Consider the following 25,083-nt stretch of genomic DNA (forward strand, 5'->3'; position numbering starts at 1 on the left):
TTGTCTGATCCGCACGCGGCTCTCATGGCCAGCTGGAAAGCAGTGGTCTCCGATCTGCTGGCGCAGTCCGAGCAGCCCAGCTCAGACGTACCCAATTTCAATCACAGCCAGCGCCTGAGTCTGCAACTGGTCCAGCCAATCATGATCGGCGAGGGCTACGCGCTCATCGCCGCACCCCACGAGAACGCCAAGCGGGTGCTGGAGACCGAGCTCAGCGAGTACATCTCCCGCGCCCTGGCCCAGCACCTGGGCCGCCCGTTCTCCCTGGCGGTCACCATCACCGCACCGCCGGAGGCCCCGGCCCCGCAGCCGGAGCCGGAACCCGAGCCCGAACCGCGCCGACCGATTCAGACCGAGGCCCCGCAGCACGGGATGGGGCACTCAGTATCCTCGGCGCCACAGCAGTCACCGCAACCGCAGGCTCCGGGTCCCAGCGCTCAGCCGTGGGACTCCACCCACTCGCCGGCCAGCCTGGACGAGCTGGCGCAGCACTACAGCGATCAGCAGGCCAACGCGTACAACAACTATTCGGAATACTCCGATCCTGCTGGCCAAGCCGGCACCTCCGGCCAGCGCATCCGCCGCGAGGAGCCCGCGCACAACCCAAACCGCGAGAAGTCTCTCAACCCGAAGCACACGTTTGAAAACTTCGTGATCGGCTCCTCCAACCGCTTTGCCAACGGTGCGGCCGTGGCCGTGGCGGAGAATCCCGCCCGCGCCTACAACCCGCTCTTTATTTGGGGCGGCTCCGGCCTAGGCAAGACCCACCTGCTGCACGCGGCGGGCAACTACGCCCAGGTGCTGCACCCGGGCCTGCGGGTGAAGTACGTGTCCTCGGAAGAGTTCACCAATGACTACATCAATTCCTTGCGCGATGACCGCCAGGAATCCTTCAAGCGGCGCTACCGCAACCTGGACATCCTCATGGTGGATGACATCCAGTTCTTGGAGGGCAAGGAGTCCACGCAGGAGGAGTTCTTCCACACCTTCAATGCGCTGCACCAGGCCAACAAGCAGATCATCTTGTCCTCGGACCGCCCGCCGAAGCAGCTGACCACGCTGGAGGATCGCCTGCGCACCCGCTTCGAGGGCGGTCTTATCACGGATATTCAGCCGCCGGACCTGGAAACGCGTATCGCCATTCTCATGAAGAAGGCGGCCGCGGACGGCACCGACGTGGACCGCTCCGTGTTGGAGCTCATTGCCTCCCGCTTCGAGTCCTCCATCCGCGAGCTCGAGGGCGCGCTGATCCGCGTCTCTGCCTACTCTTCTCTGGTCAACGAGCCGATCAGCCTGGAGATGGCGGAGATCGCCCTCCATGACCTGGCCCCCGACTCCGCGGACCGCCAGATCACGGCGACCGCCATCATGGAAGTCACCGCCGATTACTTCAATATTGACGTCGATACGTTGCGCGGCTCCGGCAAGAAGCGCGCGGTGGCGCACGCTCGCCAGCTCGCGATGTACCTCTGCCGCGAGCTCACCGAGCTCTCCCTTCCCAAGATTGGTGATCAGTTCGGCGGCAAGGACCACACCACCGTGATCTATGCCGACCGCAAGATCCGCAAGGAAATGACGGAGAACCGCAATACGTACGACGAGATCCAGGCGCTGACGCAAAGGATCAAAACACATAACCGTAGCTAGCTAAGCCGCAACCAGCCCACCGGCCTCCTCGCCCCCTGTCGCACCTGACGATCCCACGGGATCCCAGGGTGAGAGGGGGTTTTCGCGTAAGCAGTGGGAGCTCATATCTTTATCCACAGTCTTATCCACACCTGTGTAATTTCACGCTTGTAATTCGTAGATCCTCATCACGTTTTTCACATCCACAGGCAGAAGGCCCGGGCAGAAAACATGTGATTAAGCCTGTGATCAGCGGCGATGGATCTGGGGATGAATTGTGGATAACTTTGGCCCCGGAGCAGTTGCTCACAATTCTTGTCATTTGATCACAGAGATCCCACACCCCGACTAACACCCCGCGCCGCCGGATCACGCTCGGCTTTTGGTGGGTTATCCACAGATCCCACAGCGGTTATTACTACTCCTATTTTGTTTTCTCCCTAACCAAGAAGAAAAAGGATGTGTGTGATTCGCCGGCCTCCGCCTCGTCGCCCGGCCCCATCGAAGGGGGGCAGGGAGGGGTGAATGACAAACTCCTGTGGTGTCGGCGCGATCCTGTAAGTTGGAGAGAGCTTCCAAGAATCAACCCATCCGCAACTAGAGGAGCGTCTCACCACCATGGACCAGTCCGTGTCATTTCGCGTTGCCAAAGATGACCTTGCCAACGCCGTCGCGTGGGTCGCGCGTAGCTTGCCGTCGAAGGTGACCCAACCGGTGCTGCGCGCCATGCTGATCACCGCGGATGACAATGGTTTGGAATTCACCGGCTTTGACTACGAGGTGTCCACCCGCGTGCGCATTGCCGGCATGGTGGATGAGCCCGGCCGCATCGCGGTCGCCGGCAAGCTTCTGTCTGACATCGTTGCCTCCTTGCCCAACAAGGAAATCGAGATGACGCAGGAGGACTCCAAGGTCCTGCTTACCTGTGGTTCCTCGCGCTTCGAGCTGCCGCTCATCCCGCTGGATGACTACCCGCAGCTGCCCGTGTTGCCGGAGGTCACCGGCACGATCAACCCGCAGCTGTTCGTCGAGGCCATCAGCCAGGTCGTGGCAGCGGCGGGCAAGGATGACACCCTGCCCATGCTCACTGGCGTGCACATCGCCATCGAGGGCTCTCACGTAGAGATGACCGCCACGGACCGCTTCCGCTTGGCCATGCGCACCTTCGAGTGGGATCCGGTCTCCCCGGACGTCGAAGCGAAGCTTCTGGTCCCGGCCAAGACGCTGCAGGACACCGGCCGCTCCCTGGATACTCACCTCAACATCCCGGTGGAGATCGCCGTGGGTACCGGTGAGAACATCGCCGCCGAAGGCCTGTTCGGCCTTCACGCGGATAACCGTGAGACCACCACGCGCATGCTGGATGCGGACTTCCCCAACGTCGCCCCGCTGCTGCCGAAGAACCACACGGCCATGGCTAGCATCGAGGTCGCCCCGCTGCAGGAGGCTATCCGCCGCGTCTCCCTGCTGACGGACCGCAACGCGCAGATCCGCATGGAATTCACCGAAGGCGAGGTCACCTTGGCCGCCGGCGCCGATTCGGGCCGCGCTAGTGAGACCCTGCCGTGTGCGTTCAACGGCCGCGATAGCTTTGTCATTGCCTTCAACCCGTCCTACCTCAAGGACGGCCTGGCCGTGGTGCACACGGACCGCGTGGTCTTCGGCTTTACCGAGCCATCCCGCCCGGCCATCATGATTCCGGAGCCGGAGGAGCTGCCCGCCGCGGAGGAAGATGGCACGTTCCCCACCCCGGAGACGGATTTCACCTACTTGCTCATGCCGGTGCGTCTGCCGGGCTAAGGCCGTATGTACATTCGGGATCTCGATGTCAGGGACTTTCGCTCCTGGCCCGAGCTCAACCTTGAGCTGAAGCCGGGGATCAGCCTTTTTGTGGGTCGCAATGGCTTCGGCAAAACCAACATCGTCGAGGCCATCGGGTACGCGGCGCATTTGTCCTCCCACCGCGTATCGCACGACGCTCCGCTAGTGCGCCAGGGCGCGCAGAACGCGCGCATCTCCGCCACCGCGGTGAATCAGGGCCGCGAGCTTACCGCCCACCTGCTCATCAAGCCGCATGCGGCGAACCAAGCGCAGATCAACCGGACCCGGCTGAAGTCCCCGCGGGAGTTGCTCGGCGTGGTCAAAACCGTGCTCTTTTCGCCGGAAGATCTGTCGCTTGTGCGGGGCGAGCCGGCCACGCGTCGCCAGTACCTGGATGACATCATTGCCTCGCGCACCCCGCGCCTGGCAGGGGTGAAGGCGGATTACGACAAGGTGTTGAAGCAGCGCAATGCGTTGCTCAAGGGGGCGTCGCCCAGCTTGCGCCGCGGATACAGCGACAGTGACGGCGCGTCAGCCCTGGCTACTCTCGACGTGTGGGATACGCAGCTGGCGTCATTGGGCGCGCAGGTGATTGAGGCGCGCCTCGCGCTTGTCGACGCCTTGCGGGACCTCATCCCCGCCGCCTATAGCGGCCTGGCACCCGAGTCCCGTCCGGCCAGCGTGGAGTACAAGTCCACCGTGGACGTGTCCGACCGCGAGGTCATCGAGGCGATGATGCTCACGGAGCTCGCGGCGGTGCGGCAGCGCGAAATCGAGCGCGGGATATCGCTGGTGGGGCCGCACCGCGACGATCTGATGCTCAACCTGGGCCAGAGCCCCGCCAAGGGCTTTGCTAGCCACGGCGAGACCTGGTCCTATTCCATTTCTCTGCGCCTGGCGGAGTTCAATCTGCTGCGCCAGGAGGGCACCGATCCGATCCTCATCCTCGACGATGTCTTTGCGGAGCTCGACGCCAAGCGCCGCCAGAAACTGGTGCACCTCGCCGCCGAGGCCGAGCAGGTGCTGATCACCGCGGCGGTGGATGAGGACCTGCCGGGTAACCTGGAGCCCATCGAGCGCTTCAACGTCACCGTCCGCGATACCGACGAGGGACGAATTTCAGAGATTGCGCGCGCTGCCGAGCCAGAGGGGGCAGAAGACGATGAGTGAACCGGAATTTGACCCGGTCAAGGCGCTGTTTGAGCGGACCCGCAGCACCTCGAAGAACCCGCCGAAGCTCAACCGGTCGGTGCCGAAGATGAACCTGGGGCAGCAGCCGGCGGATCAGCAGCCGAAGGCCTACCGGCGCGGCCGGCCCACCGGTCCGGACGGTCGCCGGCGGCGCCGCAGCCTGGACATTCCTAGTTTGGGTTCGCAGATCCAGCGCGAAATTGGCAAGCGCGGCTGGGAGCACGAGCTCGCGCACGGGTGGGTCATGGGCAACTGGGAGAACCTGGTGGGCGAGCGCATTGCCGCGCACACGCAGCCGCTGAACATCAAAGAACAGGTGGTGTACGTGGCCTGCGATTCCTCCAGCTGGGCCACGGAGCTGCGCTACCTGCAGCGCCCCATCTTGCAGAAGATTGCTGACCGCCTAGGCCCCGACGTAGTGACCAAGCTGCACATTCAGGGCCCGAAGCAGCACCGCAACTACGAAGGCCGGCAGTGGGTCAAGCCGCAAGGCTCCCAAGACACGTACGGGTAAGGAGACCGGCTGGCCGACGGGCTAGTGAAATCCGGGAAAATCGTGGGATCGCTAAATTCACGTAAATTTGCCTCTCTCACTGGCGTGCAGTGCCCTTGCGTGGGGGGACACAGTGTAGAATGGATAAAGTCTTAGATTTAGCTCTAGCCAAAAGGAGAACACGAATCCGTGGCTGAACAACACGCATATGATGCGGGGTCAATTACGATTCTGGAGGGCCTGGAGGCCGTTCGTAAGCGCCCCGGCATGTACATCGGTTCCACCGGTGTGCGCGGTCTGCACCACCTGATCTGGGAGATTGTTGATAACTCCGTCGATGAGGCCATGGCGGGCTACGCCGACAAGGTCATCGTCACCCTGCGGGAGGACGGCGGCGTCGAGGTTATCGATAACGGCCGTGGTATCCCGGTGGAGATGCACGCCTCCGGCGCCCCGACGGTGCAGGTGGTCATGACCCAGCTGCACGCCGGCGGTAAGTTCGACTCCGAGTCCTACGCGGTGTCCGGCGGTCTGCACGGTGTCGGTATCTCCGTGGTCAATGCGCTGTCCACCCGCGTCGAGGCGGACATTAAGCGCAGCGGCAAGCACTGGTACCAGAACTTCACCAACGCCATCCCGGATGAGCTGGTGGAGGGCGATAACGCCCGCGGTACCGGTACCACCATCCGCTTCTGGCCGGACCCGGAGATCTTTGAGACCGTCGAGTTTAACTACGACACCATTGCTCGCCGCCTGCAGGAGATGGCCTTCCTCAACAAGGGCCTGACCATCGTCCTGCGCGATGAGCGCGCCATCTCCAAGGAGCAGGCGGAGCTGGAGGAGATCGCCGAAGCGGGCGATGCCCCAGTGAGCCTGAGCAGCCTGGATGAGAAGGGCGAATCCGGCGCGGATGGCGAGGGTGACGAGGGCCAGGCGGCCAAGAAAAAGAACAAGGAAGTCACCTACCACTACCCGAACGGTCTGCAGGACTACGTTGAGTTCCTCAACAAGACCAAGTCCGCGATTCACCCGACCATCGTGGCGTTCGACGTCAAGGGCGAGGACCACGAGGTAGAAATCGCGCTGCAGTGGAACCAGGGCTACAAGGAGTCCGTCCACACCTTCGCCAACACCATCAACACCCACGAGGGCGGCACGCACGAGGAGGGCTTCCGCGCAGCGCTGACCTCCCTGATGAACCGCTACGCCAAGGAGCACAAGCTGCTCAAGGAGAAGGACGGCAACCTCTCCGGCGATGACTGCCGTGAGGGCCTGGCCGCCGTGATCTCCGTGAAGGTGGGAGACCCGCAGTTCGAGGGCCAGACCAAGACCAAGCTGGGCAACTCCGAAATCAAGGGCTTTGTCCAGCGCGCGGTCAACGAGCACCTCAACGATTGGTTCGACGCCAACCCGGCGGAGGCCAAGGTCATCATCAACAAGGCCGTCTCCTCCGCACACGCCCGCGTGGCGGCCCGCAAGGCCCGCGAGCTGGTGCGCCGCAAGTCTGCCGGCGACTTGGGCGGCCTGCCAGGCAAGCTGGCGGATTGCCGCTCCAAGGACTCCAAGCTCTCTGAGCTCTACATCGTGGAGGGTGACTCCGCAGGTGGTTCCGCCAAGGGCGGCCGCGATTCCATGTTCCAGGCCATCCTGCCGCTGCGCGGCAAGATCCTCAACGTGGAGAAGGCGCGCATGGACAAGGTGCTCAAGAACGCTGAGGTCCAGGCCATCATCACCGCTCTGGGCACCGGCATCCACGAAGAGTTCGACATCTCCAAGCTGCGCTACGACAAGATTGTGCTGATGGCCGATGCCGACGTGGACGGCCAGCACATCGCCACGCTGCTTCTGACCCTGCTCTTCCGCTTCATGCCGCAACTGGTGGAGGACGGCCACGTCTACCTGGCTAATCCGCCGCTGTACAAGCTCAAGTGGGCCAAGGGCGAACCGGGTTACGCCTTCTCCGACGCGGAGCGCGACAAGCTGCTGGCGGAGGGCCTGGAAGAGAACCGCAAGATCAACAAGGATGACGGCATTCAGCGCTACAAGGGTCTGGGTGAGATGAACGCGTCTGAGCTGTGGGAGACCACGTTGGACCCGAACACCCGTATCCTGCGCCGCGTTGACCTGGAGGACGCGCAGCGCGCCGACGAGCTCTTCTCCATCCTCATGGGTGATGACGTCTCTGCTCGTCGCTCCTTCATTACCCGCCGCGCCAAGGACGTTCGTTTCCTCGACGTCTAAGCGCCCAGCACGACGAAAGGCCAGCGCCCCTCGCAAGGAGGGAGGCTGGCCTTTTGTGATCGGTGCGTAGTTAGGGTTAGGCGGCGTCCATGTGGCGCTGCAGGATGCTGCCCATCGTCGAGATGTTGGGCTCCAAGATGGAGGAGGCCTTGCCGCGCAACGACTTGTAGGCGCGAGCCAGGCCCGGGGCGGTGATCTCCTCGGCGGACTTATCCGCGCTGGCCATGATGGACTCAGTGATCTCGGCGCTGCGGCCGTCCAAGTAGGTGCCGAAGTCGGACTGCTCAGAGCCCTCGAATTCTTGCCAGTAGGGCTCTAGGGAGTTGAGCAGGTCCGGCAGGAGGCGGTTAACGCCCTTGGAGACGACCGCGGAATCGGTCTTCTTAGCCGCGGCTAGGGCGCCTTTGAACGCCATGCCGGAGATGCCGCTGAGGGAGGACACGGCGTCCTCGGCGGCCTGGGAAAGATCGGCCACGACGGCGTTGCGGGTTGGGGACTGCAGGAGCTGAGTGAGGTTAGCCATGCTGTAGAGCCTACTGTGCCGTGCGCTGTGCCGCGTACTGCTACTTACTGTGCGGGGGCCGGGGCGCTCGAGCCGGCCTTCATGGCGGCGATCTGGTCGGCGATCTCCGGGAAGTTGTTGTCGCGGGCGAGGCGCTCCAGGTCGAAGTCAAGGCCACCCTCGTAGAGGCGGTTGTGCTCGGAGGAGCCGGAAGAGCCTGCCATGCCGATCTGCGCGGCGAACTCGTCCACCTGGGCGCGCAGGGCCGGGACGTTGTCGGTGATGAGCTTGAGCACAGCGAGGATGCCGGCGATGGAGCCGCCGATGATAAGGCCCATGTCCATAGGGCTGGAACCCGTCAGGGTGGCGCCTTCTTCACCCTGCACGAAGTCGGGGTTCTTGCCATCCTCCCAGCCCTGCGGGCCGGAGGCGGTGGCGGAGGACGCAGCGGACGCAGCGGGGGTCGCGGCGGTGGCCAGGGTGGTGGCCACGACGCCAGCGGCGAGGAGCTTCTTGATGGACATGAAAGAGGAGTTCCTTTCTGGGGGTCACCGCGGGGCCAAACGGCAGCAGCGGATTCTTTAACACGTTTAACTTACATAACTTCTGCAACAGAAAGATAGACCTGCGCGCAAAATCCTGCGAATTCTTCGTTCTTTCCGCTCAGCGCCGGTACCGCCCGAAGCACTGACTCCAGCGCGCGAGCCGCCTCGTGGCGGTTGCCGTGCACCGCAATGCCCTCGATACTTGCCGTGCTCGCGGCGGCAGCGGCGGCAAGGGCCGCGAAGTCGAGGAGGCGCACTCGGTAGACCCGGCAAAACTCTCGGGCGACCAGCGCGAGTTGTTCCACGCTCATGGGTTACCGCCGTCCGCGGGCCTGGCGGATTTCAGCCTCCAGCTCCGCGCGGCCGGGCAGGAGATGGCGGGCGGTGTCCTGCACTGCGGCGTCGCTAAGCGTGCGCGACGCCGCCGCCACCACCGCCCGGACCACCGCCTCATGTTTGGAGGTTCCCTGCGCCGAGGCCAGGAGTGTGAGCGCGTGATCTTGTTCAGGGGTAAGCCGCAGTGTCATTGCCATGCCCTCAGGCTAGCACTCTCTGGTATCACCGTGATACCACCTCTGCGACCCGGCCCCGCCATAGGGCGTCACACGGGCGCTCAGGCGGTACTATGAGGTGTTATGAGTGAAAACAACGGCGATCTGTTTGATCGCATCCACCCCATTGACATCAATGAGGAGATGGAGTCGAGCTACATCGACTACGCCATGTCCGTCATCGTCGGCCGTGCCCTGCCGGAGGTCCGAGATGGCCTGAAGCCGGTCCACCGCCGCATCCTCTACGCCATGTACGACTCCGGCTACCGCCCGGACCGCGGCTACGTGAAGTCCGCCCGCCCGGTGTCGGACACGATGGGCCAGTTCCACCCGCACGGTGACTCCGCAATTTATGACACCCTCGTGCGCCTGGCCCAGCCGTGGAACATGCGCTATCCGCTGGTCGATGGCCAGGGTAACTTCGGTTCCCGCGGTAATGACGGCCCCGCCGCCATGCGTTACACCGAGTGCCGCATGACGCCGCTGGCGATGGAGATGGTGCGCGATATCCGCGAAAACACCGTTGACTTCGCCCCGAACTACGACGGCAAGACCCAGGAGCCGGTGATCCTGCCGTCCCGCGTTCCGAACCTTTTGATGAACGGCTCCGGCGGTATTGCCGTCGGTATGGCCACCAACATCCCGCCGCACAACCTGGGTGAGCTGGCGGAGGCCATCTACTGGCTGCTGGACCACCCGGAGGCGCCGGAGGAGGAGGCTCTGGCCGCCTGCATGGAGCGCGTCAAGGGCCCGGATTTCCCCACCGCCGGCCTCATCGTGGGCGACCAAGGCATCAAGGATGCCTACTCCACCGGCCGTGGCTCCATCCGCATGCGCGGTGTGACCTCCATTGAGGAGGTGGGCAACCGCCAGACCATCGTGATTACGGAGCTGCCGTACCAGGTCAACCCGGACAACATGATCTCCAACATCGCGGAGTCCGTGGTCAACGGCAAGATTGCCGGTATTGCCAAGATTGAGGACGAGTCCTCTAACCGCGTGGGCATGCGCATCGTGGTCACCCTCAAACGCGACGCCGTGGCGCGCGTGGTGCTCAACAACCTGTACAAGCACTCCCAGCTGCAGACCTCCTTCGGCGCGAACATGCTCTCCATCGTCGATGGCGTGCCGCGCACCCTGCGCCTGGACCAGATGCTGAGCTACTACGTGGCTCACCAGATCGAGGTCATCGTCCGCCGTACCCAGTTCCGCCTGGATGAGGCGGAGAAGCGCGCCCACATCCTGCGCGGTCTGGTCAAGGCGCTCGACATGCTCGATGAGGTCATCGCGCTCATCCGCCGTTCCCCGACGGTGGAGGAGGCCCGCGAGGGCTTGATGCAGCTTCTCGACGTTGACGAGATCCAAGCCGACGCCATCCTGGCCATGCGTCTGCGCCGCCTGGCCGCCCTGGAGCGTCAGAAGATCATCGATGAGTTGGCGGAGATCGAGGAGATCATCGCAGACCTCAAGGACATCCTCGCCCGCGAGGAGCGCCAGCGCCAGATCGTCCACGACGAGCTCGAGGAGATCGTCGAAAAGTACGGCGATGAGCGCCGTACCCAGATCGTCGCTGCCTCCGGTGACGTTTCCGACGAGGACCTCATCGCCCGCGAGAACGTAGTGGTCACCATCACCTCCACCGGCTACGCCAAGCGCACCAAGGTGGACTCCTACAAGGCGCAGAAGCGCGGCGGCAAGGGCGTGCGCGGCGCGGAGCTCAAGCAGGACGACATTGTGAAGAACTTCTTCGTCTGCTCCACGCACGACTGGATCCTGTTCTTCACCAACTTCGGCCGCGTCTACCGCCTCAAGGCCTACGAGCTGCCAGAGGCAGGCCGCACCGCCCGCGGCCAGCACGTGGCCAACCTGCTGGAGTTCCAGCCGGAGGAGAAGATTGCCCAGGTCATCCAGATCCAGTCCTACGAGGACGCTCCCTACCTGGTCCTGGCTACGCAGCAGGGCCGCGTAAAGAAGTCCCGCCTCACCGATTACGAGTCCGCGCGCTCCGCTGGACTCATCGCCATCAACCTCAACGAGGGCGATGCGCTGATCGGCGCTCAGCTGGTCAGCGAGGGCGACGACATCCTGCTCACCTCTGAGCAGGGCCAGGCCATCCGCTTTACTGCCGACGACGACCAGCTCCGCCCGATGGGCCGCGCCACCGCCGGCGTGAAGGGCATGCGCTTCCGCGGCGACGATCAGCTGCTGTCCATGTCCGTGGTCAACGACGGCCAGTTCCTGCTGGTGGCCACCTCCGGCGGCTACGGCAAGCGCACCGCCATCGAGGAGTACACCCCGCAGGGCCGCGGCGGCCTCGGTGTCATGACCTTCAAGTACACCCCGAAGCGCGGCAAGCTCATCTCCGCTATTGCCGTGGAGGAGGACGACGAGATCTTCGCCATCACCTCCGCCGGCGGCGTGGTGCGCACCGAGGTCAACCAGATTCGCCCGAGCTCCCGCGCCACGATGGGCGTGCGCCTGGTCAACCTGGCGGACGACGTTGAGCTGCTCGCCATCGACCGCAACGTGGAGGACGACGGCGAGGAAGATGCCCAAGCGGTGGCGAAGGGCGAGAAGTCCGTGGAAGATGTCCAGCAGGAGCACCTGAAGCTTGGCGACGACGCCACGGCCAAGGGCGCTGACAAGGACAACAACCAGGACACCACCGAGGGCGAGGAGTAATTCATGATCGGACGAGAGCTTCACCTAGCGCGGATTTCACCCATGTCGGCGTTCCGCGTGGGCTTGGCGATGTCCCTCGTCGGCCTCGTTGCCTGGATCATCGCCGTGTGCCTGCTGTACCTCGGCCTTGACCAGGCGGGGATCTGGGATTCCCTCAACTCGCTCGTGGGCGGTGTCGGCGGTGGCTTCGAGGTCAGCTTCGGCCTCGTGGTCTCAGCCGCCGCGCTCTTCGGGGCTATCGTTGCCGTGCTCATGACCATCTTGGCGCCGATCATGGCCGGCATCTACAACGCAATTGTGGATGTCTTTGGCGGCTTCAAGGTGCGGTTGCAAGAAGAGTCGCGATAGCGCCCTAAATACCGCATATGACCAGGCGATTTGTAATAGATCGCCGGTCGTATGTAGAGTAACTACTCGTTCCGGTCAAGGGCCTATAGCTCAGTCGGTTAGAGCGCATCGCTGATAACGATGAGGTCGCTGGTTCGATTCCAGCTAGGCCCACCACGGAACAATGGGGCATTAGCTCAATTGGTAGAGCATCTGCTTTGCAAGCAGAAGGTCAGGAGTTCGATTCTCCTATGCTCCACAGCATAAGTGGAAGGCGCCCGGCGGAAACGCTGGGCGCCTTTCGCATTCCCGCCTACCGGGGGTTAAGGGACCGGAGTAAAGGCACCATTTGGAGACCTCTAGCGGGAAAACCGCAGGTGAATGGATGCGAAAATGTGCAAAAGGTGCTTTTGCTTTGGTCCCAGAGCGGCCGCAGTGGGCGCTAGCGGGTGAAGTACTGCCTTCCCGCCTGGGGATTGGGAATGAGGCGGTCGAGGCTCACCGGTTCCAGGCCCTTCGCGCGTAGCCCGTCGATGACGCAATCAGCGGCGTCCACGGTGGTGGCGTGAATGTCGTGCATGAGGACAATGGAGCCGGGCTGGGCACCGCTTACCGCAGCCTCGCAGACGTGCTCAGAATTGCGGTCCTTCCAGTCCAGGGTGTCGACGGCCCACAGAGCCTCTGCCTGCCCGTTGGCCCGTGCGGCAGCGTCCACAGTGCCATTGGTGGCACCGTATGGCGGACGCATCCACCGAGGGTTCTCACCCGTCGCTGCCTTGATGGCAGCGGCACCGGCCTTGATCTCGCCGTCTACGTCGCTGGGGGAGAGCTTGTTGAGCTCGCGGTGGGATGCGGTGTGGTTGCCCACCGTGTGGCCTTCGGCCTTCATGCGACGTAGCAGCTCTGGGTGCGCGGTGGCATTGGGAGCCAAGACCATGAAGCTGGCGTGGGCGTCCTTGGCCTTCAGGGTATCGAGGAGCTGAGAAGTCAGCTCGCTGGGGCCGTCGTCGTAGGTGATGGCTACGCAGTTGGAACACGTGGCGTCGGCAACCGAGGGAGACTTGGGTGTGGCCGGCCGCGCAGTCGCGTCGGCGGACTGGGTAGTGGAGCGGGCCGGTGCCGGCCGCGAGGAGCCCGCGAAGAGGGGACTGGACTGAAGCTCCTTCGGTAGGGCGGCAAAGGCATCCTGCTCTAGCTGTTCGAGGTCCTCTTGAACGTCGGAAAGCTGCGGCACCTGGGGCGCCTGCAGCTCAGCTGCTGCGGCGGTACCAGGCAGGGCCGTGGATGTCGCGAGGGCAACGGCGAGGGCGGAGCGGACAAGGGCTTTTCTTCGGCGCATGACAACCTTCCACAGACTTTTTCAGACGTCTCATTGTCTGCCCGGTAGGGCCGAAGAACTACTAGTGACACGCAACTAGAGTGAAAGAATTTAACTACTGAGGTTTAGCCGGGGCTTTTCGCCGGGTGATTTCGTTGCGTTCACCGAGAGGAGTACGCTCTAAAGGCATTGGGGCATTAGCTCAGTTGGTAGAGCGTTGCGTTCGCAATGCAAAGGTCAGGGGTTCGATTCCCCTATGCTCCACAACTGTCATGAGTCGCGACATGCTTGACACACCGGCATCTCAGTTTCTTTCGTTCTGGGGTGCCGGTTTCGCTTTAGTCACATTCTCACTGTGTTCATAGGGCCCCACAGGGTCCCCCGGAGGCGCTGTCGGAGCCTTTCCGGGGATCGTTCCTTAACACTTCCCTAATTTCGGCTTTCTGGGGGCTGTTCGCGCGCTGCCACGAGACACCGCGATGCCGCCCGTGGCGTTGTGTTGTAGCTGCCTAGGTGCGCATCTTTGCCTCGACTACGTACTCGTACCTGCGAGAATGTGGTTCTTGTTGGGAGCAGTGTGGTGACGGGAGTTATGTACGGGGCTGGGCGTGGGGGCTGGCCTGGTGTCGCGCCATAATGCTGCGCGGATGTCAAGTGGATTTTTCGTGTCTGGTGCCGTGAAACACCAGCTCCTGGGGTTTTGTTGGCCGGGCTCTGGAGGCTCCTTTAGTCCCGTTGAAGCTAGATAGTTCATTAAATAACCTTCTGCCTCGGATCCACTCTCTATCGTGAAAGGAAAACTCGCATGGATCAGATCAACAAGATTCTCAAGCAGCTCAACTCCGGAAACATCCAAGAAATTGCAGCCGCCATCGTGGCCATCATCGCCGCCGTCAGCACCATCGCGGGCTTGGTCAGCTCCGGCGATCTCTCCAGCAGCAACTCGGGCACCTCCGCCAGCTCCCCGGCGGCGGGGTCGAACAATACGGCAACCAAGTCCATGCCCGCCACGGATACGTGGGTGTGGACAAATGGCCGTGGTGACAGCAACACTCAGGTCAGCATTAACGGCAAGACCTACAGCAACTCTTTCGTCAACACCTATTCCGAAACCACTCAGGATTCCTACTGGATTCGTCCGAACCGCAACGACCCGGATGTCGAGTTCAAGTACCTCACCGCTACTCTCGGCTTTGACGACAACACGCTGAAGAATCAGCGCCCCGCCTACGTGCGCGTCCAGGCAGAAGTTGGTGGCAAGCAGGTGCTGAATGAGATTGTCCGTCCGGGCCAGGTCAAAAACATTCGGTTCGATATCGCTCGCTATTCCTCCGGCGCGAGCAAGAACATCGACTTCCGGCTCACCGGCTATGACTCCAAGAACGTCGAGGCCCCCATCGGTGGCATCGCCATTGCCAACCCGCAGCTGCACTACTAAAGAGGACTAAGTAGGCACTACGAACAAAGCGGACCGGGGGCTACTGCAGCGAGTCGCTGAAGCGCTTCACCAGCACCTCGTGGCCGCGGCCGTGGCCCACCGGCTCGAAGCCAAGGTGCAGATAGAGGCGGTGTGCCCGCGTGTTATCTTCGGCGACCGAAAGTGAGATGCCGGGGGCGTTCATCTCGCGGGCGAGGACCGTGCAGGCGTCGAGAAGCATGGTGCCCACACCCTGGCTGCGGAAGCGGGGTTCGACGGCGAGGGCGACCTCAGGGATGCCCTCAGCCACATGTCCGTAGCCGTGGCGCTCGGCGGTGCCCCAGTTGAGCCAGGCGCCGCCTGCCGGCACGTTCCCCTCCCAGGCAATGAACCCGCCGCGGGAGGGCTCCCAGCCGCCCAGGTAATAGTCAAAGTCCGCGTCGAACTCCGCGGGCAGCTCCTTGAACTCGTCACCAAAGGTGTCGGTGAGGAAGTTCAGGCGGGCGAGATAAGTGCGGTCGGCGTCGGTGAGGGAGAGTAATTGCATACCTCCCAGAATACGAGCTAGTCGCCGTGCTCCTTAGCGCTAGGATCTCGGCGTGCTCTGAAGGGGGGTTAGGACAGGTGGTAGTTGTCCACGTCGTAGCCGTTGAACTCACGAATCACGCCGTAATCATCCACCGAATGAAAGGTGGTGCCGTTCTCAATGGCGAAACGGAGGTTGTCCACGCGGGGGGAAGGGTCCCCCGCCACGGCGCCCGCCGGGAAGTAGAAGGTGTCCCCACCTTTGAGCTTGACTACGAGGGACTCGAAGCTCACGCCTTATCTCCTTGGTGCTGACAAAAATCGATTACTCGACAATCCAATAAAACCCACACAATGCGCGAGCATAAAAATGCGCGCGGGCACCAACCCTTTAAGAGGATCGATGCCGGTTACTAGAATTGAATCAGTTTGCCCACGTGGGGGCAAAGAGTTGAGATCAAGACAACGTAAACCCTCCCCCCAAAGGCGGGGAGAGGGTTGTGGGGATCCGGGGGATCCGGTTCGCGGAGGCGCCGCTTAGTTGGCAGTACTAGTTGTCCTCGTCAGTGCGCAGGCGGTGCTTGCCCTCAGCCTCGTGGTCATCGGTGAGGCGGGCGGTGTCAGCACCTTCGCTATCGGCGTTGCTGACCTCGATCTCGGTTTCGATGGCGTCCCGGATGGCGTTTTCTTCCTCGCGGTGCTGAGCCAGTTGCTCATCCAGGGAGCCCAGCAGCTCCTCGTCGCGCTCGACCACGCCGTCCTCTGCCAGATCGGAGGTGTGGGTAGGAACGGCGTTGGCGCCGGCAGTGGTGGAGGTGGTGGCCGTGGCCGCGGGGGCCTTGGCGTCATCCTCCGTGGTGGAGGTGTAGACCAAGGTGGAGCCCTGCGGTGCGGTGGTGGACGGGGTGGCAAAGTCCTCCACGCGCGGCGGGACCTCGGACTCCTTCTGCTTCTTCTGGGTGAAGAAGTAGTACACGCCACCGGCCACGGCGGCGAAGGCAGCCACGATGGCGGAGATCAGCCAGATCTTCGAGCCCTTCTTCTGCTCCTTGCGGGAGAGCTTCTGGGCGCGCTTCTTGGCCTTCTTCTGCACCTTGGCGGACTTCTTGGAGGCCTTCTTGCGGGCCTGGGCTGCCTTCTTTTCGGCGTTCTTCTGGGCCTTGCTCAGGCGCTTCGAGGCGTTCTCCTGGGCATCGGTGGCGGCAGCAGAAATCTTCTCGGTGGTCTCGTCGCTGCGCTCCTTGAGCTGCTCCAGGGCGCGCTCGAGGCGAGCGTGCGCCGCCTTGGTCACGGCGCCGGCCTCACGGCGGGCCTCCGGGAACCAGTCATTATCGCGCTCGTCCATCCGGGCGGCAGCGGTCTCGAGCACGGTGTACGCGTCACGCGCCTTCTCCTCGCGGTAGTCCTTGAGGCGGCTGCGCAGGGAGGAAGCCACAGTGAGCACTGTGTTCAGGGCGGTGGGATTCATGATGGGGCAGGCGCTCCTTATCTGGGTTTAGCCTAAGTCTCTCTCATTACATTCGGGAACTCTTCACCAGCGTAGTGGCGCCGCGCACGGCCCGCCACCGCGTGTGGGGAGCAGCAACCACCCGCCGAAATAGACAGCTTTGTACGGAACCCGGCGATTTTATTCACTTGGCTTTTGGCGTAACGGTGCAGCTAAGTGCCTCGGAATGGTCATACCAAAGTGTGAACGCCTATCGCAGAAATGAACAGCTTGGTACGTTTTTTCGCAACAGCACAGAACAGTTACCCAGATGACCTGCAGAGGAGGTGAGCATGTCCCCGAGGATGTCCGCGTCGGCGCCACTAGACCAAATCAGCGAAGATACACCCGAGCGCGCCGAGCGCCCCGCCTTGTCCTTCGAGGTGATCCCGCCACGGCACGATGCCGACGCCGCCAAGATCGACCGTTTGCTTGCCACGCTGACCGCCTATCACCCCGACTACATCGCGGTGACGAGCTCGCAGCGCTCCGGGTGGCTGGACGGCACCGCCGCCTTCATTGAGAAGATCTCCCGCGATACCTCCATGCGGCCCCTAGCCCACCTGGCCTGCACCGCCGGTACCGAGGAGGAACTCGAGGCCTGGATTGAGCGCCTGGTGGAAGCCGGCGTGCGCGGTCTGCTGGCCCTGCGCGGCGACCTGCCGGAGGGCGGGATGCCGGATGGCCACCTGCCGCACGCAGATTCTCTGGTCCGGCTCATCCGCCGCTGGGAGTCCGCCCGCGTGGCGCGTCTCGCCGCCGGCCGCCTGGCCGTGGGCGTGGCTTGCTACCCCAGCGGCCACGCGGAATCCGCCACCCCCGATGAGGATCTCGATGTCCTCCTGGCCAAGCAGCGCCTCGGCGCCGACTTCGCCATCACCCAGCTCTTCTTCGACGCGGAGGATTACGTCCGCTTCGCCGAGCGCGCCCGGCTGGCTGGGGTGAGGATCCCGCTCATCCCGGGAATCATGCCGATGACCAGCCGGGCCCGGGTGGAGCGAATGTGCCAGCTGTCCGGGCTGGACGCCCCCCGGGGCGTGCTGGACCAGCTCGCGGCAGCGACCTCCCCGGAGGAAGAAAAAGAAATAGGCATGCAGATTACAGCCGCGTTGGCCCAAGCCGTCCTGCGGGCCGGTGCCGACGGGCTGCACATCTACACGCACAACAATCCTGACATTACGACTGACCTGCTTAATCGAATTGGAGTAACACCATGACTGCACCATTCCCGAAGGCCACCATTGAGGGTTATCCGCGCGTGGGCGCCCACCGCGAGCTCAAGCGCGCGCTGGAGTCTTACTGGTCCGGCAAGATCGACGCCGAGACCTTCGAGTCCGCCGCGCACTCCCTGCGCCTGGACACCTACGCCCGCCTCAAGGACCTGGGCCTGAGCGAGGACTACGCCATCCCGGCTGACGTCGCTTACTACGACCACGTGCTGGAGACCGCCCTGACCGTGGGCGCGGTCCAGGGCGAGAGCCTCGACGACGAGTTCACCCTGGCCCGCGGCAACAAGGACACCGCGCCGCTGGAGATGACCAAGTGGTTCGACACCAACTACCACTACATCGTCCCCGAGATTGCCGACGGCCAGTCCTTCACCGCCCGCCCGCAGCGCGTGCTCAAGATCGTGGAGGAGGCCCGCGCCGCCGGCCACGCCGTGCGCCCAGTCCTCGTGGGCCCCGTGACCCTTCTGGCCCTGTCCAAGCAGGCCGAGGGCGCTACGAAGCAGCCGCTCGACCGCCTCGACGAGCTGGTGGAGTCCTACCTCACCGTGCTGGAGCAGCTTGCCGACGCCAACGTGGAGTGGATCCAGCTGGCAGAACCGGCCCTCGTTGCTGACCTCGCCGCGGCTGACGACGCCGCCCTCGCCGCCGCCCTGAAGACCGCCTACGGCCGCATCCTCGGTGCCGAGAAGCGCCCGCAGGTCTACCTCACCACGCCGTACGGTTCCCTCAACGCGGGCCTCGACGCCATTGCCGAGCTCAAGCCGGAAGCCGCCCAGGTGGACCTCTCCGTGGGCACGCTGGCTCTGGACAACTCCTACCTGGAGCGCGTCGCCAAGCTCACTGAGGCTACCCATCTCGCCGCCGGCCTCGTCGATGGCCGCAACGTCTGGGCCGCCAACCTGCGCGACCTGCGCGAGAAGCTCGAGACCCTGGGTGAGGGCGTTACTGTGACCACCTCCGTGTCCCTGCAGCACGTGCCGCACACCGTGGAAGCAGAGACCTCCCTGCCGGTCGATGTGGCCACCTGGTTCGCCTTCGCCGACGAGAAGGTCCGCGAGGTCGTCGCCCTTGCCGCTGGTCCGCTCGACGCCCCGGAGGCCTACGCACAGGCCGACCGCGCCGTGCGCACCCGCGCCGAGTCCTCCCGCACCCACAACCAGGCCGTGCAGGACCGCACCGCGCAGCTGCCGGAGGGCCAGGTCCAGCGCCAGCCGGAGTTCGCGGAGCGCAACAAGGCGCAGGAGTCCCTCGGACTGCCGGTCCTGCCGACCACCACCATTGGCTCCTTCCCGCAGACCTCCGAGATTCGCGCCGCGCGTGCCGCTCACCGCAAGGGCGAGCTGTCCGACGCCGACTACACCGAAGCCCTGCGCAAGGAAGTCACCAGCGTCATCGAGCTGCAGGAGCGCCTGGGCTTGGACGTCCTGGTCCACGGCGAGCCGGAGCGCAACGACATGGTGCAGTACTTCGCCGAGCTTCTCGACGGCTTCGTGGTCACCGAGAACGGCTGGGTCCAGTCCTACGGCTCCCGTTGCACCCGTCCGCCGATCGTCGTCGGCGACATCTCCCGCCCGGAGGCCATGACCACCGAGTGGGCGAAGTTCGCCCAGTCCCAGTCTGACAAGCACGTCAAGGGCATGCTCACCGGCCCGGTAACCATCCTGGCCTGGTCCTTCGTGCGCGACGACGTCCACCAGTCCGTCTCCGCCGACCAGCTAGGCGTCGCGCTGGCCGACGAAGTGCGTGACCTCGAGGAAGCCGGCATCGACATCATCCAGATCGACGAGCCCGCCCTGCGCGAGCTGTTGCCGCTGCGCGAGGAGGACCGCAAGGCTTACCTCGATTGGGCCGTGCGCTCCTTCCGAGTGGTTTCGTTGCAGGCGAAGCCTGCAACCCAGATCCACACCCACCTCTGCTACTCGGAGTTCGGCCAGATCATCGACGCCGTCGCCGGCCTCGACGCCGACGTCACCTCCATCGAGGCAGCTCGCTCCCGCATGGAGCTCCTCGAGGACATCGATGAGAAGTTCCACTCCGAAATCGGCCCGGGCATCTACGACATCCACTCGCCGCGCATCCCGTCCGTGGCAGAGATGGCCGAGCTCATCCGCGCCGCTCTCAAGCACGTCCCGGTGGAGCGCCTGTGGGTCAACCCGGACTGCGGCCTGAAGACCCGCGGCTACGAGGAGACCGAGGCCTCCCTGCGCAACCTGGTCCTCGCCCGTGACGAGGTCCGCGCCAGCCTCTAAGCGCCCGCGCCCCGCGCGCACTAGGTCTTAAGCCCTCCCCACGCGGGGAGGGCTTTTGCCCGTTGTGCAGTGCTTGCTACAGCGCTGCGAAGTCCAGTGCTTCCAGCTCTGCCAACGAGGAGATATCGCCGCCCCCAGAGCGGTCGAGGTGCAGTGCCTTCAGGCCCGCTGCCCGCGCGCCCTCCACATCGTTGGCCAGGGAATCACCCACCATGAGGGTGGAGTCTGGCTCCGCGCCCAGCCGCCGGCAGGCCTCGAGGTAGGACTGCGGATGCGGCTTCGGGTGGCCCATCTCAACGGTGGGAAAGAGTTCTACTTCGGGCAGATCGAGTGCGCCCACCCGCAGCTTGCCCAACTGCATCTCACGGGCACCGTTGGTGAGAATGCCGACCTGGAAACCCTGCGCCAGGACGTGGTGGAGGGCCGGGAGGGCGTCATCAAACGCGCGCCAATGCCGCTCGTAGGCAGCCAGGTACGTATCGTATTCCGCCAGCGCCTCCTGCTCCGACATGTCCGGCCGGCCCAGGAACTCGCGGCAGCGCCCTATGCGCTGGCCCTGGTGGCTGACCTCACCGCGCTCGTAGGCGGCAAACCATTTCTTTTCACACTCGGCGAAGCGCTGCTGGTGACCTCCCGGAAGCCAGTCTTCTACGGCCGCATGCATGGCGGAGGCGTGGTCCATGAGGGTGTCATCGAGGTCGAAGAGAACGGCGCGGATCATGAGTGCAACCCTACGCAGATCGCTGACAGCGTCGCGGCGCAACGGCGAGGTGGAGGAAAATTCCATACAATGGCAGGCATGACTCAGAAGACCGCAACTGCAACGATGCACACCAACCACGGTGACATTGTTATCGACCTGTTCGGTAACCACGCACCGGTAACGGTGGAGAACTTCATCGGCCTGGCTAAGGGCGAGAAGGACTACACCACCCAGAACGCAAAGGGCGAGCAGTCCGGCCCGTTCTACGATGGCGCTATCTTCCACCGCATCATCGATAACTTCATGATCCAGGGCGGCGACCCGACCGGCACCGGTCGTGGCGGCCCCGGCTACCAGTTCCAGGATGAGTTCCACCCGGAGCTGCAGTTCGACCGTCCGTTCCTGCTGGCCATGGCCAACGCCGGGCCGGGCACCAACGGCTCCCAGTTCTTCATCACCGTGGCGCCGACCCCGCATCTGAACAACCACCACACCATCTTCGGCGAGGTCACCGACAAGGCTTCCCAGGAGGTCGTGTCCAAGATTGCAAAGGTCTCCACCGACCGCATGGACCGTCCTGCTGAGGACGTTGTCATCGAGTCCATCGAGATCGCCTAAGCGCTTTCGCGCTCATCCCCAAGCCCGCTGCCACGCGACGTGGTGGCGGGTTTGATGCGTTTTAAGGAGCCATAATGAAGAACTATGTGAAGTCAGCGCCGGCCACCACGGTGTTCATGGTCCTGTGCATCGGCGCGTGGCTGACTACCGCCGTGCAGGCGAAGTCCCTGTCAGACCCCTTCTATCTCAGCCAAATGGCACAGGACTGGGCACTGTGGGGCCCAGACGTGGCTAGCCGGCCGTATTCGGTGCTCACGGCCGGCTTCATGCACCTCGACGCCGGGCACCTTCTGGTCAACATGGTGATGCTGCTGTTTGTGGGTAGGGAGGTCGAGCGCGCGATTGGAAGTGTGCTCTATGCCGCGGCCTACCTCATTTCTGTAGTGGGTTCTTCGGCGGCGGTGCTTTGGATGGACTTTGGCACGCCCACGGTGGGTGCCTCGGGCGCGCTGTTTGCGCTGATGGGCTTGCTCATTGGTGTCTATCGCAGTCGCGGCCTGAACCTGCGCGCGCCCGTGGTGCTCGTGGTGGCGAATGTCATTTATAGCTTCATCGCGGACAACGTGTCGGTGTGGGGACATGTGGGCGGTTTGCTTACAGGTCTGGTGCTCGCTCCCTTCGTGTTTCGCCAGCGGACCTGGGTGCGCTGGCTGGGAATTGAAATTACAGGAGTGGCGGTTGCCGTCCTAGCGGCCCTGCGAGCTGGGCTTTGGGGATAACTCGGGCGTGTTATTCACCAAAACCTTTGTGCGAAAGTTATCCACACCAGTTATCCACATTGTGGATAACTACATTCTTGTAATTCCCCGAACACCTGGGCCAAGAAACCCGCAGATCAGCAGGTGAATCGCGTTCGATTGCGGTTTTTGAACGCCCTGTGGGGAGCGTGAAAACACTTATCCACAGGCTGTGGAGAAGAACTGTGGAATTCGATTTTCACAGAGTTATCCCCAGCCTGTGGATAACTTTATACCCATGGTGTTGACACTGTTGGCGCTGTGGACGCCTGTGGAAAATGCCAAAACGACAAGCACGGGCGAAAGCGTGAATGATCTGTAGCGATCTGAATCGACTTGCGCCCGTGTGCGGGTTGGGATGCCAGTGGCTATGAGGCGATAGCTAGTTGCCTACGCCGCCCAGGATTTTGGTTACTAGGTTGAGGCGCGTGGAAGCTCCGAACTCGGTGATGAGCCGAGAGACGTGCTTCTTCACGGCGGACTCGGAGTAGCCCGTGGCCGTGGCAATCTCGGAGTTGGAGTTGCCGGCCAAGAGAAGCTTGAGCACCGCAACCTCTGCCTCTGGGAGGTCGTGGCCTTCGATCGCGGCTGCTACCGGGTCGCGGGGTGCGGCGGGTTGGCCAATGTAGTCGACCAAGCGGTGCATGGCGGCGGGGGCGACGACGGTGCCGCCCTCCATTGCCTCACGGACAGCGTCGATGATGGAGCGCGGGCGCTGATTCTTCAGGATGTAGCCAGCGCCGCCGGCGCGCAGAATCTTCAGCATCGTGTCGTCCGAATCGAACGCCGTGACAGCTAAGAAGGTTGGCGGATTCGGCGCGGAATTGAGGTGCTTGAGCAGGGTAATGCCGTCCATCTGCGGCATGTGAATATCAGCCAACACGAGATCCGGCTTGGTCTCTTCGAGCTGAGCCAAGCAGTCGGCACCGTTGGTTGCTTCACCGACCACCGTGATGTCTGAGGCGGTCTGGAAATAGATGCGGAAGGAGGAGCGGACAAGCTCGTCATCATCCACAAGGAAGACCCGAATACTCATGGGAGATACGTGGTCACAAGGGTCGAGGGCGTGGTATTAGCCCCCGCACCACCAACGCTGCGGGCTGGTGGAGCAGCGGAACTCGTCAGCGAAGTCGCGAGCAAACGAGCTGTAGAAGCCGAAGCCGGTGGACTCGGACTCATTGACGGTGGTGGCTTCAGCAGTGGTGGACTCGGCAGCGGCGGCGGTCTCAGACGCACCGGCGACGGGTGCGGAGAACAGGGCCAGCGCTGCGGTGGCAATAGCAAGAGAAGTGCGCATATGTGACCTCTTATATTCAAGGATCGAAAGACTACTGCACCACTCTACCGTATTTTCCGCAAACTAGCAGCAGGAAGGCTCATGCGCGTGACCCATTGCTCGCCTTCCTTGCCGCTGCCAAAGCTGCCCTGCGCCCGGCGCACGCGGCGGGCGATTTCCCCCAGACCCAAGCTAGTGGTCATGTATTCGCGGGACTGGCGCTGCGCAATGTCGGACTTAATGCACAAGTTAAGGGTCTTGGCGGAGCCGGCAGCCTCAATAACCACGCGGGATTGGGGCACTGCGTACTTGAGGATGTTCACCGCGAGCTCCGAAAACACAAGCTCCAGCTTCTGTGGGAGGGCTTGCTGGCCGATCTTGCCAAGCTCAACGTGCGGCTCGCAGTGGAAGCCATGGCTGCTGAGGAAACTAATCATGGTTTCAAGATCCTCATCCAGAGATTTCACGCCCTTGGTGACGCTCTCGTTCTTCATCACGCGCAACAGGTCGCGTACCTCAGCCATGGCCTTGCGGGCGTCGTCCGCGATCGCCTCGGCGGTGTCTGCGGGGCTGGGGTCGGTCTGGGTCAGCGCGAGCGTTTCCGAGCGCATGATCACGGAGGTCAAGGTCGCCGCCACGGAATCATGCAGGGCGGTCATGAGAGATTCGCGCTCGGCGGCCGCGCGCTCTTCGGCGGCGATGCGTTGGTCCCGGGCCTTGCGCACCACCGCGCCGATGACGATGGCAGCCGTATAGAGCACGACAGGAAACGAGAAGCTGAGAGGATCGAAGTCGAGGATGAAGTTTCTTCCGGGATCTGTCGTGACCACCAGCGTGAGCATGACCGCGGGAGGAATCGCCCACACCCAGCGCTTATAAAACGCCACGATGCCCACGATGACGGGGCTCCACGCTAACAGGAGGAAGGAGCGCCAGTCCGGGTACCAGATGGTGACAGCAAAAAGCGCACCGTACAAGCTGGCCGCCACGAAGGGACGGCTGACGGCCAGCGGCGTGAGACACACGCCGAGGCCCGCAAGTACGAGTGCGCCAGCAGAAAGGGAGGAGTTGTTCACCGTGACAGTCAGCATCACCAAGATGATGCAGCCGGCACCGGCAATGCTGTAAAACCGCGAAGATTTCATCGCTGCACAGCCCGAACGCTCCGAAGGGCGGAGTTTAGCGCCATCCCATCGTCATCAGCAGGCCGATGATGGCCAGACCGAAGCCGATGCCGTAGTTCCACGGGCCGAGTTCCTGCATGAACGGGATGGACTCGCCGGCCAAGTAGTTCACCACGAGCCACAGCAGGCCGATGAGCATGAGGCCCAGCATGATGGCGATGTACCACTTCGGGGTGCCTTCCGCATTGATCTTGACCGGCGTGCGGTTCGTAGCAGAGCTGGAGGACTGCGGAAGGGCGGAACCTTCCGTGATCTTGGACTTTGGCATTATTACACCTTTAGGGAGGGGGAAATGTCTCTTTATCTGAGGGATACCTTAGCAGCAGGCCCCCGTACAGCACGAGGTGCCACCGTGAGGTGGC

Annotated in this window: 25 protein-coding genes and 3 tRNA genes; 15 read left to right on the forward strand and 13 right to left on the reverse strand. The window is 63.2% G+C overall.

All coding sequences use genetic code 11. From position 1 onward, the window contains the following. The 5 genes from dnaA to gyrB all read left to right on the forward strand — a co-directional run bounded on the left by dnaA (position 1) and on the right by gyrB (position 7,372). Positions 1 to 1,647: a chromosomal replication initiator protein DnaA gene (dnaA, locus tag ACLI1P_RS00005; RefSeq protein WP_296133881.1), complete on the forward strand. Its 1,647-nt coding sequence runs from the start codon at positions 1 to 3 to the stop codon at positions 1,645 to 1,647. A 597-nt stretch (positions 1,648 to 2,244) separates the two neighbouring features. Next, positions 2,245 to 3,426 carry a DNA polymerase III subunit beta gene (dnaN, locus tag ACLI1P_RS00010; protein ID WP_296133883.1) on the forward strand — a complete coding sequence of 394 codons (1,182 nt, stop codon included), beginning with the start codon at positions 2,245 to 2,247 and terminating at the stop codon, positions 3,424 to 3,426. Between the two features lie 6 nt (positions 3,427 to 3,432). Next, positions 3,433 to 4,617 carry a DNA replication/repair protein RecF gene (gene recF, locus ACLI1P_RS00015; protein WP_296133886.1) on the forward strand — a complete coding sequence of 395 codons (1,185 nt, stop codon included), beginning with the start codon at positions 3,433 to 3,435 and terminating at the stop codon, positions 4,615 to 4,617. After that, on the forward strand, positions 4,610 to 5,152 hold the full coding sequence (locus ACLI1P_RS00020; protein ID WP_296133889.1) for a DciA family protein: 543 nt from the start codon (positions 4,610 to 4,612) through the stop codon (positions 5,150 to 5,152). Before recF ends, ACLI1P_RS00020 begins: the two co-directional genes overlap by 8 nt. Positions 5,153 to 5,320: 168 nt before the next feature. Beyond that, positions 5,321 to 7,372, forward strand: a complete 2,052-nt coding sequence (gyrB, locus tag ACLI1P_RS00025; RefSeq protein WP_296133890.1) for a DNA topoisomerase (ATP-hydrolyzing) subunit B — start codon at positions 5,321 to 5,323, stop codon at positions 7,370 to 7,372. Between the two features lie 76 nt (positions 7,373 to 7,448). On the opposite strand, the gene ACLI1P_RS00030 is transcribed toward gyrB, so the two are convergent. The 4 genes from ACLI1P_RS00030 to ACLI1P_RS00045 form a co-directional block, all read right to left on the reverse strand. Next, positions 7,449 to 7,895, reverse strand: coding sequence for a DUF6918 family protein (locus tag ACLI1P_RS00030; RefSeq protein ID WP_296133892.1), 447 nt, complete (start codon positions 7,893 to 7,895; stop codon positions 7,449 to 7,451). 44 nt (positions 7,896 to 7,939) lie between these two features. Further along, positions 7,940 to 8,398 (reverse strand): hypothetical protein, encoded by a 459-nt coding sequence (locus ACLI1P_RS00035; protein WP_306507469.1) that lies wholly within the window; start codon positions 8,396 to 8,398, stop codon positions 7,940 to 7,942. Between the two features lie 71 nt (positions 8,399 to 8,469). Next, positions 8,470 to 8,730, reverse strand: coding sequence for a cell filamentation protein Fic (locus ACLI1P_RS00040; protein ID WP_296133895.1), 261 nt, complete (start codon positions 8,728 to 8,730; stop codon positions 8,470 to 8,472). Between the two features lie 3 nt (positions 8,731 to 8,733). Then, entirely contained in the window at positions 8,734 to 8,952 is a 219-nt protein-coding gene (locus tag ACLI1P_RS00045; RefSeq protein ID WP_296133898.1) for a CopG family transcriptional regulator, read from the reverse strand. Positions 8,953 to 9,054: 102 nt separating this feature from the next. On the opposite strand from ACLI1P_RS00045, the gene gyrA reads away from it, so the two are divergent. The 4 genes from gyrA to ACLI1P_RS00065 all read left to right on the forward strand — a co-directional run bounded on the left by gyrA (position 9,055) and on the right by ACLI1P_RS00065 (position 12,238). Continuing rightward, positions 9,055 to 11,652: a DNA gyrase subunit A gene (gene gyrA, locus ACLI1P_RS00050; protein ID WP_411709095.1), complete on the forward strand. Its 2,598-nt coding sequence runs from the start codon at positions 9,055 to 9,057 to the stop codon at positions 11,650 to 11,652. Between the two features lie 3 nt (positions 11,653 to 11,655). Further along, positions 11,656 to 12,000, forward strand: a complete 345-nt coding sequence (locus tag ACLI1P_RS00055; RefSeq protein ID WP_296133902.1) for a DUF3566 domain-containing protein — start codon at positions 11,656 to 11,658, stop codon at positions 11,998 to 12,000. Between the two features lie 79 nt (positions 12,001 to 12,079). After that, a tRNA-Ile gene (locus ACLI1P_RS00060) sits at positions 12,080 to 12,156 on the forward strand. Between the two features lie 9 nt (positions 12,157 to 12,165). After that, a tRNA-Ala gene (locus ACLI1P_RS00065) sits at positions 12,166 to 12,238 on the forward strand. 183 nt (positions 12,239 to 12,421) lie between these two features. Here the strand turns inward: ACLI1P_RS00065 and ACLI1P_RS00070 are convergent. Then, entirely contained in the window at positions 12,422 to 13,318 is an 897-nt protein-coding gene (locus ACLI1P_RS00070; protein ID WP_411709096.1) for a polysaccharide deacetylase family protein, read from the reverse strand. Between the two features lie 170 nt (positions 13,319 to 13,488). On the opposite strand from ACLI1P_RS00070, the gene ACLI1P_RS00075 reads away from it, so the two are divergent. Continuing rightward, positions 13,489 to 13,561: transfer RNA gene (locus ACLI1P_RS00075), tRNA-Ala, on the forward strand. Positions 13,562 to 14,102: 541 nt separating this feature from the next. After that, positions 14,103 to 14,735, forward strand: coding sequence for a hypothetical protein (locus tag ACLI1P_RS00080; protein ID WP_306507466.1), 633 nt, complete (start codon positions 14,103 to 14,105; stop codon positions 14,733 to 14,735). 40 nt (positions 14,736 to 14,775) lie between these two features. Here ACLI1P_RS00080 and ACLI1P_RS00085 read toward each other — a convergent pair whose 3' ends face one another. From ACLI1P_RS00085 to ACLI1P_RS00095, 3 genes are all read right to left on the reverse strand, one after another. Beyond that, complete coding sequence (locus ACLI1P_RS00085) at positions 14,776 to 15,261, reverse strand: GNAT family N-acetyltransferase (protein ID WP_306507465.1); 486 nt, start codon at positions 15,259 to 15,261, stop codon at positions 14,776 to 14,778. A gap of 68 nt (positions 15,262 to 15,329) precedes the next feature. Further along, positions 15,330 to 15,533 carry a hypothetical protein gene (locus ACLI1P_RS00090; RefSeq protein WP_296134854.1) on the reverse strand — a complete coding sequence of 68 codons (204 nt, stop codon included), beginning with the start codon at positions 15,531 to 15,533 and terminating at the stop codon, positions 15,330 to 15,332. Positions 15,534 to 15,789: 256 nt separating this feature from the next. Then, complete coding sequence (locus ACLI1P_RS00095) at positions 15,790 to 16,707, reverse strand: hypothetical protein (protein WP_411709097.1); 918 nt, start codon at positions 16,705 to 16,707, stop codon at positions 15,790 to 15,792. 311 nt (positions 16,708 to 17,018) lie between these two features. On the opposite strand from ACLI1P_RS00095, the gene ACLI1P_RS00100 reads away from it, so the two are divergent. Continuing rightward, the gene (locus ACLI1P_RS00100) at positions 17,019 to 17,942 is read left to right on the forward strand and encodes a methylenetetrahydrofolate reductase (protein ID WP_411709098.1); all 924 of its coding nucleotides are present in this window, start codon (positions 17,019 to 17,021) and stop codon (positions 17,940 to 17,942) included. Then, positions 17,939 to 20,203, forward strand: a complete 2,265-nt coding sequence (gene metE / locus ACLI1P_RS00105; RefSeq protein ID WP_411709099.1) for a 5-methyltetrahydropteroyltriglutamate--homocysteine S-methyltransferase — start codon at positions 17,939 to 17,941, stop codon at positions 20,201 to 20,203. Before ACLI1P_RS00100 ends, metE begins: the two co-directional genes overlap by 4 nt. A 76-nt stretch (positions 20,204 to 20,279) precedes the next feature. On the opposite strand, the gene ACLI1P_RS00110 is transcribed toward metE, so the two are convergent. Continuing rightward, positions 20,280 to 20,924, reverse strand: coding sequence for an HAD family hydrolase (locus ACLI1P_RS00110; RefSeq protein ID WP_408929839.1), 645 nt, complete (start codon positions 20,922 to 20,924; stop codon positions 20,280 to 20,282). 69 nt (positions 20,925 to 20,993) lie between these two features. On the opposite strand from ACLI1P_RS00110, the gene ACLI1P_RS00115 reads away from it, so the two are divergent. Beyond that, the gene (locus ACLI1P_RS00115; protein WP_296134302.1) at positions 20,994 to 21,524 is read left to right on the forward strand and encodes a peptidylprolyl isomerase; all 531 of its coding nucleotides are present in this window, start codon (positions 20,994 to 20,996) and stop codon (positions 21,522 to 21,524) included. Between the two features lie 74 nt (positions 21,525 to 21,598). After that, positions 21,599 to 22,243, forward strand: coding sequence for a rhomboid family intramembrane serine protease (locus tag ACLI1P_RS00120; RefSeq protein ID WP_411709100.1), 645 nt, complete (start codon positions 21,599 to 21,601; stop codon positions 22,241 to 22,243). A gap of 400 nt (positions 22,244 to 22,643) precedes the next feature. Here ACLI1P_RS00120 and ACLI1P_RS00125 read toward each other — a convergent pair whose 3' ends face one another. The 4 genes from ACLI1P_RS00125 to crgA are packed head-to-tail and all read right to left on the reverse strand — an operon-like array spanning position 22,644 to position 24,989. Then, positions 22,644 to 23,297: a response regulator gene (locus ACLI1P_RS00125; protein WP_408929841.1), complete on the reverse strand. Its 654-nt coding sequence runs from the start codon at positions 23,295 to 23,297 to the stop codon at positions 22,644 to 22,646. 36 nt (positions 23,298 to 23,333) lie between these two features. After that, positions 23,334 to 23,558: a hypothetical protein gene (locus ACLI1P_RS00130; RefSeq protein WP_296134297.1), complete on the reverse strand. Its 225-nt coding sequence runs from the start codon at positions 23,556 to 23,558 to the stop codon at positions 23,334 to 23,336. Between the two features lie 44 nt (positions 23,559 to 23,602). Continuing rightward, complete coding sequence (locus ACLI1P_RS00135) at positions 23,603 to 24,682, reverse strand: sensor histidine kinase (protein WP_296134296.1); 1,080 nt, start codon at positions 24,680 to 24,682, stop codon at positions 23,603 to 23,605. Positions 24,683 to 24,716: 34 nt separating this feature from the next. After that, on the reverse strand, positions 24,717 to 24,989 hold the full coding sequence (crgA, locus tag ACLI1P_RS00140) for a cell division protein CrgA (protein WP_296134293.1): 273 nt from the start codon (positions 24,987 to 24,989) through the stop codon (positions 24,717 to 24,719). Positions 24,990 to 25,083 lie beyond the last annotated feature (94 nt).

Origin of the sequence: Corynebacterium tardum, assembly GCF_046717785.1 — a bacterium.
Lineage (GTDB): Bacteria > Actinomycetota > Actinomycetes > Mycobacteriales > Mycobacteriaceae > Corynebacterium.